10 protein-coding genes are annotated in these 12535 nt (G+C 66.9%); 7 read left to right on the top strand and 3 right to left on the bottom strand.

Translation table 11 applies throughout. The features are described 5' to 3' along the window. Positions 1-101: 101 nt before the first annotated feature. From ACGVWT_RS07185 to ACGVWT_RS07200, 4 genes are read left to right on the top strand one after another with little or no spacing between them, the layout of a single operon-like run. A complete protein-coding gene (locus tag ACGVWT_RS07185) occupies positions 102-1637 on the top strand; it encodes an ATPase, T2SS/T4P/T4SS family (RefSeq protein WP_315461912.1) in 1536 nt (511 codons plus the stop codon). Positions 1638-1648: 11 nt separating this feature from the next. Next, positions 1649-3292: a DUF6311 domain-containing protein gene (locus ACGVWT_RS07190; protein WP_315461913.1), complete on the top strand. Its 1644-nt coding sequence runs from the start codon at positions 1649-1651 to the stop codon at positions 3290-3292. Between the two features lie 42 nt (positions 3293-3334). Further along, a complete protein-coding gene (locus tag ACGVWT_RS07195; RefSeq protein ID WP_315461914.1) occupies positions 3335-4522 on the top strand; it encodes an aspartyl protease family protein in 1188 nt (395 codons plus the stop codon). A gap of 2 nt (positions 4523-4524) precedes the next feature. Beyond that, a complete protein-coding gene (locus tag ACGVWT_RS07200) occupies positions 4525-5046 on the top strand; it encodes a TPM domain-containing protein (RefSeq protein ID WP_315461915.1) in 522 nt (173 codons plus the stop codon). Between the two features lie 72 nt (positions 5047-5118). Here the strand turns inward: ACGVWT_RS07200 and ACGVWT_RS07205 are convergent, their stop codons facing one another. The 3 genes from ACGVWT_RS07205 to phaR form a co-directional block, all read right to left on the bottom strand. Beyond that, positions 5119-5796: a hypothetical protein gene (locus tag ACGVWT_RS07205; RefSeq protein ID WP_315461940.1), complete on the bottom strand. Its 678-nt coding sequence runs from the start codon at positions 5794-5796 to the stop codon at positions 5119-5121. A gap of 119 nt (positions 5797-5915) precedes the next feature. Next, the gene (locus ACGVWT_RS07210) at positions 5916-6101 is read right to left on the bottom strand and encodes a hypothetical protein (RefSeq protein ID WP_116732672.1); all 186 of its coding nucleotides are present in this window, start codon (positions 6099-6101) and stop codon (positions 5916-5918) included. Positions 6102-6113: 12 nt separating this feature from the next. Beyond that, on the bottom strand, positions 6114-6677 hold the full coding sequence (gene phaR, locus ACGVWT_RS07215) for a polyhydroxyalkanoate synthesis repressor PhaR (protein WP_116461926.1): 564 nt from the start codon (positions 6675-6677) through the stop codon (positions 6114-6116). A 107-nt stretch (positions 6678-6784) separates the two neighbouring features. Here phaR and ACGVWT_RS07220 point away from each other — a divergent pair, with 107 nt between their 5' ends. The 3 genes from ACGVWT_RS07220 (at position 6785) to ACGVWT_RS07230 (ending at position 12442) form a co-directional block, all read left to right on the top strand. Then, positions 6785-7774 (top strand): alpha/beta fold hydrolase, encoded by a 990-nt coding sequence (locus tag ACGVWT_RS07220; RefSeq protein WP_315461941.1) that lies wholly within the window; start codon positions 6785-6787, stop codon positions 7772-7774. A gap of 21 nt (positions 7775-7795) precedes the next feature. Next, positions 7796-8968 (top strand): acetyl-CoA C-acetyltransferase, encoded by a 1173-nt coding sequence (locus ACGVWT_RS07225; protein ID WP_116461925.1) that lies wholly within the window; start codon positions 7796-7798, stop codon positions 8966-8968. A gap of 195 nt (positions 8969-9163) precedes the next feature. Next, on the top strand, positions 9164-12442 hold the full coding sequence (locus ACGVWT_RS07230; protein WP_315461916.1) for a TonB-dependent receptor domain-containing protein: 3279 nt from the start codon (positions 9164-9166) through the stop codon (positions 12440-12442). The last annotated feature ends 93 nt before the right edge of the window (positions 12443-12535 follow it).

The raw sequence follows: 12535 nt of genomic DNA on the forward strand, positions 1-12535 counted from the left end.
GAGGCCGGCGCGCCTGTCAAGCCGGCTGCGGCGCATCGTGGTTAGGAAAATGTCAAACCTTGCCCCCTACCCCTCTCGCCAGGACCATATTGGAATTGGGTATGAGCGCGTTCGGGCGTCGGAACGGAATGGGTGGCGGACAGCCGGCGAGGCCGGCGTTCGGCGTCGCGCGCCCGATGCAGAGCAGCGGCGTGGCGCCGCGGCCGGCGGAGGATATCCCGCCGGGCAGCCAGTTCCCGCCGATCGAATCGGCTTTGCTCGCCCCCGAGGACCCGCTCGCCGCTGCGCCGCCCGCCGGCACCGTCGATGCGATGGCCCGGCTGACCGAGCGGCAGAATGCCAGCGGCGATGCCGGCAGCAGCCGCAACGAGGGGTTCGAAGCCTCGATCCACAAGATCAAGGAACAGGTGCTGCCGCGCCTGCTGGAACGCGTCGACCCGGAAGCCGCGGCGACGCTGAGCAAGGACGAACTGGCCGAGGAATTCCGCCCGATCATCGGCGAAGTGCTGGGCGAACTGAAGCTGACGCTGAACCGCCGCGAACAGTTCGCGCTGGAAAAGGTGCTGGTCGACGAGTTGCTCGGCCTGGGGCCGCTCGAGGAATTGCTGGCCGATGCGGCGGTGACCGACATCATGGTCAACGGCCCCGACCAGACCTACGTCGAGCGCAAGGGCAAGCTGGAGCTGGCGCAGATCCAGTTCCGCGACGAAGAGCATCTGTTCCAGATCGCGCAGCGCATCGTCAATTCGGTCGGCCGCCGCGTCGACCAGACGACGCCGCTGGCCGACGCGCGCCTGAAGGACGGCAGCCGCGTCAACGTGATCGTGCCGCCGCTCTCGCTGCGCGGCACCGCCATCTCGATCCGTAAATTCTCCGCCAAGCCGATCACGCTCGACATGATGGCGGGCTTCGGCAGCATGAGCCCCAAGATGGCGACCGCGCTGAAGATCGCGGGCGCGAGCCGGTTCAACGTCGTCATTTCGGGCGGCACCGGCTCGGGCAAGACGACGATGCTCAACGCGCTGTCGAAGATGATCGACCCGGGCGAGCGCGTGCTGACGATCGAGGACGCGGCCGAACTCCGCCTGCAGCAGCCGCACTGGTTGCCGCTGGAAACGCGGCCGGCAAACTTGGAAGGCCAGGGCGAGATCAGCATCCGCGACCTCGTGAAGAACGCACTGCGTATGCGCCCGGATCGCATCATCCTGGGCGAAATTCGCGGCAGCGAGTGTTTCGACATGCTCGCCGCGATGAACACCGGCCACGACGGGTCGATGTGTACGCTCCACTCCAACAGCCCGCGCGAAGCGCTGGCGCGTATGGAGAACATGGTGATGATGTCGGACATCAAGGTGCCCAAGGAAGCGATCAGCCGCCAGATCGCGGACTCGGTCGACATGATCATCCAGGTCAAGCGCCTGCGCGACGGCAGCCGCCGCGTGACCAACGTCACCGAGGTGATCGGCATGGAAGGGCCGGTGATCGTGACGCAGGAATTGTTCAAATTCGAATATCTGGACGAAAGCGCCGACGGCAAGATCATCGGCGAATATCGCTCGATGGGCCTGCGCCCCTATACGCTCGACAAGGCGAAGCAATTCGGCTTCGACCAGGCGTTCCTCGAAGCCTGTCTGTAAGGCGGGGCGGGATGGCGAGCCTTCCCAGCGCGGTGGACGGGTTTGCCCCCGTGGCAGCCCGGCCGGCCGACCCGGCCATGTGGCAGCGATGGATCGCGCCGGTGCTGCTGCTGGCGTTGCCGCTGCTCGCCTTCGCCGCCTTCTTTCACCTCGAAACTTTGCGCATCGACAATGCCGGCTGGCTGATCCGCGCCAGCGACAATGGCGAGAATGCACTGGGCGCGCATGCCTATTGGCATGATCGCGCGGCGGGCGTGTCGCTGAAGACGCATCTGCTGAACGCGCCCGACGGCATCCCGGTGCTGTTCACCGACAGCAATCCGCTGCTGACGCTGCTGGTGAAGCCGTTCGCCGGCCTGCTGCCCGCCGATGCGCAATTCGTCGGGCCGCTGATCCTGTGCAATTTCGTGTTGCAGGCGCTGTTCGCGTGGCTGTTGCTGCGCCGGCACGCGCCGGGACCGCTGGCGCTGTGGGCGGGGGTCGTATTGCTCGCCTTCCCGCCGACGCTGATGAACCGGTTTATCCACGTCAATCTGATGGCGCACTGGACGATCCTGGCGGCGCTGTACCTGTTCCTCGATCCCGTTCGCCGCGACCGGCTGGGCTGGTGGGCGGCGCTGGTTGCGGTCACCGCGCTGATCCACAGTTATCTGCTGGTGATGGTCGGCGCGATCTGGGCATCGACGATCCTCGTCCGCGTGACCGAGGGATCGGGGCGATCGCGGCTGGTGACGATGGCACAGGCCGCGGCGATGCTGGTGCTGGTCGGGCTGCTGGCGATCTGGCTGGGCGTCGGCGACCAGATCGCGGCGCGCAATTTCGGCCAATATTCGATGCCGCTCGACGCGCTGTGGAACCCGGGGCTCGACCATTTCTCCACGCTGTTGCCGGGACATGAGCCGACGCCGGGCCGCTATTTCGAAGGCTTCCAATATATGGGAGCGGGCGCGCTGATCCTGGTGATCGCGGCGATCGTCATCGCCCGGCGCGTGCCAGAGGCGCCGCGCCAGCGCGCGGTGCGCGAACGCCTGCGTCAGCTGGCCCCTGCGCTGATCGTATTGGCGATCCTGGCGGTGACGCGCATGCACCTGCCGCCGTTCCTGCAAGTCGCGCTCGATCCGGTGCGCGCGTCCGGCCGGCTGTTCTGGCCGATCGGCTATGTGCTGATGATCGTGCTGCTGCTGACCGTCTATCGCCTGCCGGCGCGGCGTAGCGGGCTGCTGCTCGCCGGGCTGCTCCTGATCCAGCTGCTCGACCTGACCGGCATGGCGCGCGCGGTGCGGGCGCAGAGCCAGGATGCCGCGTCCGGGCCGATGTACGTCCGCACGCAGGATCCGCGCTGGCAGCCGCTGATCGCCGGATCGCGATCGGTCGCCTTCATCCCCGGCGACGTGACGCACGATTTGGGCCTGTTTCAGGAGGTGGCGTGGCGGGCGATCAATGCCGGGCATCCGGTGTCCAACGTCTATGCCGCGCGCACCAGCGGTGAGACGCTGCACCGGCTGCGCCTGGAGCGCGACGCCTTCGATTCGGGGGCGCTGGTGCCCGGGCGTCTCTACGTGATCCAGTCGCCGGTGCCGCTGCCGGCCAAGGCCGACCATCGCGCCATCGCACTCGACGGCGTCACCGTGCTGGCACCGATCGCCCACCGCTAACCACCTGTCGCGTTTGTCGGGCCGCTGCGGCTATAGGGAGGCATGCGGCGCCTGTTCCCCATCCTGCTTGCCACCTGCCTGATCGCCGCGGCGCCCCCGCCCGCGGGACGCGAGGGCGTCGCGACGCTCGCCGCGGATACCGATGCGCGCTGGGTGCCGTTCGACCTGACGCCGGGCAACCAGATCCGCTTCACGCTGACGCTCGACGGCGCGCCGTTGACCGCGATCCTCGATACGGGGGTGAGCTATTCGGTGCTCGCCCGCGCCGCCGCCGACCCTGCGCGCGTGCAGAGCGACGGGCAGGCGACCGCGATCGGCGGCGCCGGCAGCGGCGCGGTGGCCGTCGGCTGGCAGCCGACGCGGACGCTGACGATCGGCGGGCTGACGCGCACCGGCGGCGGCGTCACCGTCGCCGATCTGCCCGCGCTGGCGACGGGCAGTGCCAAGCCGGTCGAGATGCTGATCGGGCGCGATGCGATCGGCGGCCAGGCGCTCGACATCGATTATGCCAACCACCGCTTTCGCCTGCTGCCGTCAGGGCGGTTGCCGTTCGTGGGATCGCTGGCGCCGCTGACGATCTCGCCCGCGCGCCATGTCTACGAAAGCCAGGTCAGGATCGGGCGTCGCACGCTGTCGCCGGTGATCGTCGACACCGGCGACGGATCGGCGCTGACGCTGTCGGAGAGCGCGGCGAAGCGTGCGGGCGTGACGCGGCTGCCGAGCACCACCACCGTCTCGTTCGGCCTGGCCGGCGAAACTGTGAGCACGCTGACGATCCTGCCGATGGTGACGATCGGCGAACAGGCGATCCGCAGCGTCGAGACGCGGATCGAGCCCGCGAACGGCTTTTCGGAGACGATCGGCGTCGCCGGGCGGATCGGATCGGGGCTGCTGCAGAATTACCGCGTCCTGCTCGATCCCGCCGCCGGACGCATGGTGCTGAAGCCCGGCCCGGATGCGAACCGGCCGCCGCTGCGATCGACCAGCGGACTGCTCGTCGGGCTGGAGCGCGACCGGCTGAAGGTGCTGCACGTCATGCGCGGCGGCCCCGCGGCGGCGGCGGGATGGCAGGTCGGCGACCTCATCTGCCAGATCGATGGCCAGCCGATCGGTGCAGACTATCCGACGAGCGCGCTCGCCAAATGGTCGATCGGGACGCCGGGCACGATCGTGCGGCTGGGGCTGTGCGACGGCACCGTCCGGTCGCTGACGCTGAAACGCTTCTACTGAACGTGGCGCTCGCATCGATCCTCTTGGTGCTCGCCGCGATCGGCGGCCCCGATGCAGCGGTCAGCAGCGTGGAGCGTCCGGCAGCCGTGGCAGCCGCTCCGTCACGGTTGACGGGGTATGTCGTCGACCAGGCGGGCGTGCTCTCCTCGCCGCAGCGGCAGCAATTGACACAGCAGCTGAGCCGGTTTCAGCGGGAAACCGCGCATCAGATGGTCGTCGTGACGGTGAACAGCCTGAACGGCGAAGATGTGGCGCGCTTTACCGACCGGCTGGGGAACCGGTGGGGTATCGGCCGAAGGGGCATCAACGACGGCATCGTCGTCCTGGTATCGCCCCATGACAGACGGGCGAGGATATCGGTCGGTTCGGGACTGGCCCGGCAGCTGCCCGATGCATTGTGCCAGCGCGTCATGGACCAGATCATGATTCCAGCGTTCAAGGCAGGCCAGATCGGGCTCGGAATCGAGCGAGGTGTCGCAGCGCTTCTCCGGCGGCTGTCCTTTCCGGGTACCGACATCCGCTAACCGGCGCGCGACGCGAAGAATACGGGCCGGCACTCCCGTCTGGCGCGCTGTGGAGGACCAGCCCCCCTTACTTCACTTCACCGGCTGGTGGCCGCTGAACGTCACGTTGGTCTTCAATTCGCCCGACTTGCCCATCATCGAGCCTGCCATCGTCAGCGCGAAGGATTCGGGAACCATGCCGATGCCCGGCGCCACGACATAGCGGCTGCTGCTGTCGATCCGCTTGACCGAGGCGACCAGCATCATGCGGAACCCCTTGGTCGAGGTGAAGCGCACGCGTTCGACGAAGGGGGTGGCGCCCTTGGTGTTGACCAGCACGTCGGCCGCGGTGTCGGCGGAGGCGTCGTGGCTGCCGATCTTCAGTTCGCCGGCGGGCAGGCGGTCGAAGTGATAGGCGGCATAGCCCGCCGGCGCCTCGACCCGGCGCGCGGGCGTGCCGAACCAGTCGGCAAGGTCGCCGTAGGAACCGGGTTTCTTCTTGCCCTCGCGCGCCTTGGCGATGTCCTTGGCGGTGGGGGCCTTGCCGTCGACGCTGACCAGCGTCCAGCGCTCGGCGGCGGGGCGACGGGGGTCGTAGCGTTCGACGATCGTGCGCCGCGCCTGCCCGGTCGTCTCGACGACGATCGTCTGCTGGAACGCGAAGGCGGTGGCACGCGCCGCCTGCATGCCCGCGAGCAGCCGCGCTTGCAGTTCGTCGGCGTGGGCGGGCGCGGCGAACAGGACGGCCGCCGCGGCGGTCGGGATCAGCATATGGCGCACGGATGTCGCTCCCCGGGAAAACGGCGGGGAGATAGGCCCGCGATGGCCGCAAGCCTAAGCGATTGATGGCGCGGCGCAATGACCTTTTTCGGGTCGCCCCCGCCCACCCGTCAGCGCGTATGCAGCCCGACGCTGACCAGCAGGATCGTCGCGAGCAGCGCCGCCATCTGCACCGTCCGCCAGTCGATGAACCCGACGCGATCGGGATCGTGGCGCAGCCGCCGCCGCCGGTCGGCGAACGCCGCGACGAGGGCGACGCACAGGCTGGCGCCCGCGCTCCAGAACATCACCGGCACGGGCGCGCGCCGTCAGCCGAGCTTTTCGACCTTGTCCTGCAACCGCGTCAGCTCCGCCTTCAGCGCGGCGATCTCGTCATCCTTGCTGGCGGGTGCAGAAGGCGCAGGCGCGGCGGCGGGCGCCATCGCGGGCGCGACGCCGAACGCCTGCGTCGCGGCTTCGAACATCTGCATGTTGCGCTTGGCGATTTCGGCGAAGGGGGAATGGGCGAACGCGCCCTCGACCGCCGACTTGAACTGTTCCTGGTTGCGGCGGAAGCTGTCCATCGATGCCTCCAGATAGCCCGGCACCATCGACTGCATCGAATCGCCGTACATGGCGATCAGCTGGCGCAGGAAGCTGACGGGCAGCATCGTCTGCCCGCGGCTTTCCTCTTCCATGATGATCTGGGTCAGCACGTTGTGCGTGATATCGTCGTCGGTCTTGGCATCGACCACCTTGAAGTCGCGGCCTTCGCGGGTCATCGTCGCGAGATGATCGAGCGTGATGTAGGACGAGGTCTCGGTATTGTAGAGCCGCCGGTTGGCGTATTTCTTGATGATGACGACGCCGTCGCCCGGCTGTTGCTTCTTCATGCGCGTCCCCTGCCCGTTCCGGTGTTGTGCCCGTGATCGAACCGCATGCTACGCCTCAATTTTCCGCACCGCAACACGGTCCGCGGCCGCTGCCCCTGTTCCTCGATATGCTGCGCAGCGAAACCGCAGCATATCCCGAACGGATGGCCGCCGCGCTTGCCGGGCTGACTGCGTATCAGCAGGCTTACCGCCCCCCCGCTCCGCCGTCGATGCCGGCGCTCGCCACCGCGGGCCGGGCGGCGTTGCGCTATTACGGCGGGCGGGGGCGGATGGTGGTGTGCGTGCCGTCGCTGATCAATCCGCCCGCGATCCTCGACTTGGGCGAGGTATCTTTGGTGCGGTGGCTGGCGGCACAGGGCTTTCGCGTTGCGCTGGTCGATTGGGGGGCGCCGGGCGCCGCGGACCGGGACATGGACATGACCGGCCATGTCGAATCGCTGCTGCTGCCGCTGATCGAGCAGCTCGATGCGCCGCCCGTGCTGGTCGGCTATTGTCTGGGCGGCACGATGGCCACCGCGGCGGCGGCAGGTACGACCGTGGCGGGCCTCGCGACGGTCGCGGCGCCGTGGCGGTTCGATGGCTATGGCGAGGCGCGGGGCGGGATGCGCGACCTGTGGCAGGCGGCGCTGCCGACCGCGGAGGCGCTGGGCGTGCTGCCGATGGAGGTGCTGCAGGCGGGATTCTGGCGGCTCGACCCGGCGCGCACGATCGCCAAATACGAGGCGTTCGGGCGGGTGGCGCCCGACAGCGAGGCGGCGCGCGCGTTCGTAAGGCTGGAGGATTGGGCGAATGCCGGCGAGCCGCTGCCCCTCGCCTGCGCGCGCGACCTGTTTGACCGCTTCATCACCGCCGATGCGCCGGGGCAAGGCCAATGGACGATCCGCGGGCACAGCGTGGTTCCCGAGGCGCTCGCCTGCCCGACGGTCGAATTCGTCTCCACCACCGACCGGATCGTCCCCGCCGCCACCGCGGCAGGGATTGCCGATCATCGCGAGTTGGCGCTGGGCCATGTCGGCATGATCGTCGGCGGGCGCGCGCGCGCATCGCTATGGCAGCCGCTTGCCGACTGGATCGCGGCCCTGCCCGCCGCTAGATAGGCGGCGCATAAGGAGATCATCATGACCGAGATCGTCATCACCGCCGCCAAGCGTACCCCCGTCGGCAGCTTCCTCGGCGCGTTCGCCGCCACCCCGGCCCACGAGCTGGGCCGCGTCGCGATCGAGGCCGCGCTGGAACAGGCGGGCGTGAAGGGCGAAGAGGTGTCGGAGGTGATCCTCGGCCAGGTGCTCACCGCGGCGCAGGGCCAGAACCCGGCGCGCCAGGCGTCGATGGCCGCCGGCATCCCCAAGGAAGTGCCAGCCTGGGGCGTCAACCAGGTGTGCGGATCGGGCCTGCGCGCGGTGGCGCTCGCCTGCCAGGCCATCCAGACCGGCGATGCGTCGATCGTCGTCGCCGGCGGGCAGGAGAGCATGTCGCTCAGCCCGCACGCACAGACGATGCGCGGCGGCACCAAGATGGGCAACGTCAGCCTGGTCGACACGATGGTGAACGACGGCCTGACCGACGTGTTCAACGGCTATCACATGGGCATCACGGCGGAAAATCTCGCCGAGCAATATCAGGTGACGCGCGGCGAGCAGGACAGCTTCTCGGTCGCCAGCCAGAACAAGGCGGAGGCCGCGCGCGGCAGCGGCCGGTTCAAGGACGAGATCGCGCCGGTCACGATCAAGGGTCGCAAGGGCGATACCGTCGTCGCCGACGATGAATATATCCGCGCCGGCGCGACGATCGACAGCGTCAGCGGCGTGCGCCCGGCGTTCAAGAAGGACGGCACCGTCACCGCCGCCAACGCCAGCGGCCTCAACGACGGCGCCGCCGCGCTGGTGCTGATGAGCCGCGAGGAAGCCGACAAGCGCGGCGCCCCGGTGCTCGCGACGATCAAGAGCTGGGCGAGCGCGGGCGTCGACCCGTCGGTGATGGGCATCGGCCCGGTGCCGGCATCGAAGAAGGCGCTGGAAAAGGCCGGCTGGACCGTCGCCGACCTCGACCTGATCGAAGCCAACGAGGCGTTTGCCGCACAGGCGCTGTCGGTATGCAAGGAACTTGGCCTCGACCCCGACAAGACCAACGTCAACGGCGGCGCGATCGCCATCGGCCACCCGATCGGCGCCAGCGGCGCCCGCGTGCTGACCACGCTGCTCTACGAAATGCAGAAGCGCGACGCGAAGAAGGGCCTGGCGACGCTGTGCATCGGCGGCGGCATGGGGATCGCGATGTGCGTGGAGCGGTGATTGGGTAAGCACCTCTGACGCAACTAACAGGCTACGGAAACAATCCGTACGTACTTTTGTGTCTTTTCGGCGACAGTTTCGCGTAATGTGACGCTTCGTTCATCGCGCTGACAGAAATCGGCTTGTTTCACTCCGACGGACTGCGTCAACATGCTCCCCTGTTTAAGGCAAATGTGCCGAAAATAGGGGACCATAATGAAGACTTGGCTGCTTTCCGCGAGCGCGCTCGCGGGCGGGCTGTTGCTCGCCCCGACCGCTTCCGCTCAGACGACGACACTCCCGCCATGCTCGGACACCGTAACGACACAGTGCCAGCGGCAGGAAGCGCCCGCTGGTGCCTCGATCGCCGACGCCAACAAGGATGATTCGGCACGTCCGGGCGAAGACATCGTCATCACCGGTTCGCGCATTCGCTCGCCCAACGCCGAATCGGTTGTTCCGATCACCACGGTGTCGGCTGCTGAACTGACGCAGACCGCGCGCACCTCGATCGGCGACGTGCTGAACGACCTGCCACAGCTCAACAGCACCTTCAGCCAGTCAAACTCGACCCGCTTCCTTGGCACGTCGGGCCTCAACCTCCTCGATCTTCGTGGTCTGGGCACCGCACGCACACTGGTTCTGGTGAACGGTCGCCGCCACGTCGGTTCCGACATCCTCAGTAACGCCGTCTCGGTCGATACCAACACGATCCCGACGGACCTAATCGAGGCCGTCGACGTCGTCACCGGCGGCAACTCGGCCGTTTATGGTTCGGATGCGCTTGCGGGCGTCATCAACTTCCGCCTCAAGCAGACGTTCGATGGCCTGCAGATTCGCGCGCAAGGCGGCGTCAGCGACCGCAAGGATGCGGGCAGCTATTTCGTCAGCATGACCGGCGGTAAGAACTTCGCCGATGGTCGCGGCAACGTTGCGGTCAGCCTGGAATATGCCCGTACCCAGGACCTGTTTGCATCGAACCGCAAAGAATATCGCCAGACCGACGGCTTCATCACGACCAACATCGACGCCGCCGGCCCGGGTCTGGACGGCAAGCTGAACTATGACGGCGTACCCGACGCGGTCTTCTTCCGCGACATTCGCGTCGGTTCGTTCTCAGACGGCGGCCTCGTGTCGTTCCCCGGCGCCGGCCTGGGTGCGACGGCGGCAGCCCGCTGCGGCCGCGACCCCCTGGGCCGTGCCTACAGCTGCAACTATCTGTTCCAGCCGGGCGGCGCGCTCGCGCAGCAGACCGGCACGCGCGTCGGTATCGCCGCGGGCAGCGCAGCAGCTCCGTCGGCAACGCCGTCGGGCTCGTTCATCGGCGGCAACGGCAACACCCGTCGGGAAGGCGTGCTGCTGCAGCTCCTGCCGCAGCTGGACCGCTATTCGGCGAACCTGATCGGCCACTTCGACGTATCGGACGCGTTCAAACCGTTCGTGGAAGCGAAGTACGTCCGCCTCGACAGCGTTGGCCTCGGCGGTTCGGGTCCCGCGTTTTTCACCGGTTCGACGATCGACGCATTGTACGAGCGTCCGCGCCTCGACAACCCGTTCCTCGACGCGAACTCGCGCGCTACTTTGACCGCGCAGGCACTGGCAGCGGTCGATGCCGGGATCAGCCCGACCACTGGCGCGGCCATTACCGCGGCACAGGCCGCGACGCTGCGCGCGCAGATCAATAGCGGTGCGTATCGCTTCATTCTGCGTAAGAACCTGACCGATCTGGGTTCGCGTCGTGAGGATGCGCGTCGTGAGACGTACCGGATCGTGGCGGGTGTCCGCGGCGACATCACCGACACGCTGAACTACGAAGTGTCGGCGAACTACGGCGAATTCAAGGAAGCCACCCGGGTCCTTGGCAACGTCGACGTCCAGCGTCTCAGCCTGGCGCTCGACGCGGTCCGCAACGCCAATGGCCAGATCGTCTGCGGCGCGCAGCTCGATCCGACCCGCTTCGCGTTCGGCACCGACTTGGGCGGTGACGCCGCCAACCTCGCCAACGACATCAGGAACTGCCAGCCGCTCAACCCGTTCGGCGTCGGCAGCGTTTCGGACGCGGCGCGCAATTTCGTGCTTCGCAACACGACGTCGCGCGGCAAGATCACGCAGCTCGATATTCTCGCCAACGTCGCGGGCGATACGTCGAAGTTCTTCAACCTGCCCGGCGGCGGCATCGGTTTCTCGATCGGCGCGGAATATCGCCGTGAGACGAACTACTTCAAGGCCGATCCCTACGTCGAGAAGGGCTACACCTTCTACAACGCGCTGGCCGCCTTCACGCCCCCGGCGTTCGAGGTGAAGGAAGCGTTCGGCGAACTCCGCCTGCCGCTCCTGAAGGACATCACGCTTATCAAGGAGCTGACGCTCAGTGGTGCAGGCCGCGTGTCGGATTACAAGGGTTCGGCAGGTACGGTTTACACGTACAACCTGAACGGTACCTATGCGCCGTTCGAAGGCCTGCGCTTCCGTGCAAACTATGGCCGTGCGGTTCGTGCGCCAAACCTGTCGGAACTGTATTCGGCAGCGGGTCAGAACTTCGCGCCCGGCTTCGCCGATCCCTGCTCGGCCGACAATCTGGGTCGCGGCACGCAGTTCCGCCAAGCGAATTGCGCCGCTGCGGGCATTCCGACGAGCTATAACTACCAGTACGCCCAGTCGCTTGAAATCCGCAGTGGCGGCAATCCGAACCTGAAGGTGGAGAAGTCCGACTCCTACACCTACGGTGCGGTCATCAGTCCGACTTTCGCGCCTGGCCTCGTCTTCACCGTCGACTATTATAACATCAAGGTGAACGACGTTATCACGGCGGTCAGCGCCCAGGGTATCGTCAACAACTGCTACGATTCGCCTTCGATTGCGAACAACCAGTTCTGTTCGCAGTTCCAGCGCGTCGCAGCCGGCGGTACGGGTCCTCGTGGTGAGCAGTCCTATCGCATCATCGAAGGCAGCCTGCTGCAGTCTTCGCTGAACTTCGCAAGCCTGAAGCGCCGCGGCATCGACATGGACCTCAGCTACTCGCGGCGGTTCGGCGAGACCCGGATCGGTGCGGAGGTGATCTACACGCACATCCTCGAAAGCAGCAGCTTCCTCAATCCGCTGCAGCCTGCTTTCGCGGATACCACCGTGGGTGAACTTGGGTATCCGAAGGATCAGTTCACGGTTAACCTGGGTGCAGATTTCGGTCTGATCACGCTCGACACGCAGTTCCGCTATCTGTCGAAGCAGTCAGTCGGTGCCATCGAGAACCACATCGCGTTCCAGGGCCGTGCGCCGCAGAACCTCGACGACTTCGACATCCCTTACTATCCCGACGTCCTGTACATCGGCATGAAGCTGGGCATCGACATCGGCGAGAAGTCGAACTTCTACATCGGCGTCGACAACCTGACCGACCGCCTGCCGCCGCTCGGCGCGACCGGCATCGGTGCGGGCAGCGCGATCTTCGACAACATCGGCCGTCGTTTCTACGCAGGCGTCACCGCTCGCTTCTGATCGCGATCGATATCGAAAAGACCTTGGGGGTCGGTGGTTTCCACCGGCCCCCTTTTCGTTCATCATTCCATGATGGCCGAGGATACCAGTGCG

The organism is Sphingomonas sp. S6, assembly GCF_043498045.1.
Taxonomy (GTDB): Bacteria; Pseudomonadota; Alphaproteobacteria; order Sphingomonadales; family Sphingomonadaceae; genus Sphingomonas.

What these genes read in the sequence shown, in the direction of transcription:
- ACGVWT_RS07185 (WP_315461912.1), top strand. Translation starts at nt 102, where the DNA reads ATGAGCGCGTTCGGGCGTCGGAACGGAATGGGTGGCGGACAGCCGGCG.
- ACGVWT_RS07190 (WP_315461913.1), top strand. Translation starts at nt 1,649, where the DNA reads ATGGCGAGCCTTCCCAGCGCGGTGGACGGGTTTGCCCCCGTGGCAGCC.
- ACGVWT_RS07195 (WP_315461914.1), top strand. Translation starts at nt 3,335, where the DNA reads ATGCGGCGCCTGTTCCCCATCCTGCTTGCCACCTGCCTGATCGCCGCG.
- ACGVWT_RS07205 (WP_315461940.1), bottom strand. Translation starts at nt 5,796, where the DNA reads ATGCTGATCCCGACCGCCGCGGCGGCCGTCCTGTTCGCCGCGCCCGCC.
- phaR (WP_116461926.1), bottom strand. Translation starts at nt 6,677, where the DNA reads ATGAAGAAGCAACAGCCGGGCGACGGCGTCGTCATCATCAAGAAATAC.
- ACGVWT_RS07220 (WP_315461941.1), top strand. Translation starts at nt 6,785, where the DNA reads ATGCTGCGCAGCGAAACCGCAGCATATCCCGAACGGATGGCCGCCGCG.
- ACGVWT_RS07225 (WP_116461925.1), top strand. Translation starts at nt 7,796, where the DNA reads ATGACCGAGATCGTCATCACCGCCGCCAAGCGTACCCCCGTCGGCAGC.
- ACGVWT_RS07230 (WP_315461916.1), top strand. Translation starts at nt 9,164, where the DNA reads ATGAAGACTTGGCTGCTTTCCGCGAGCGCGCTCGCGGGCGGGCTGTTG.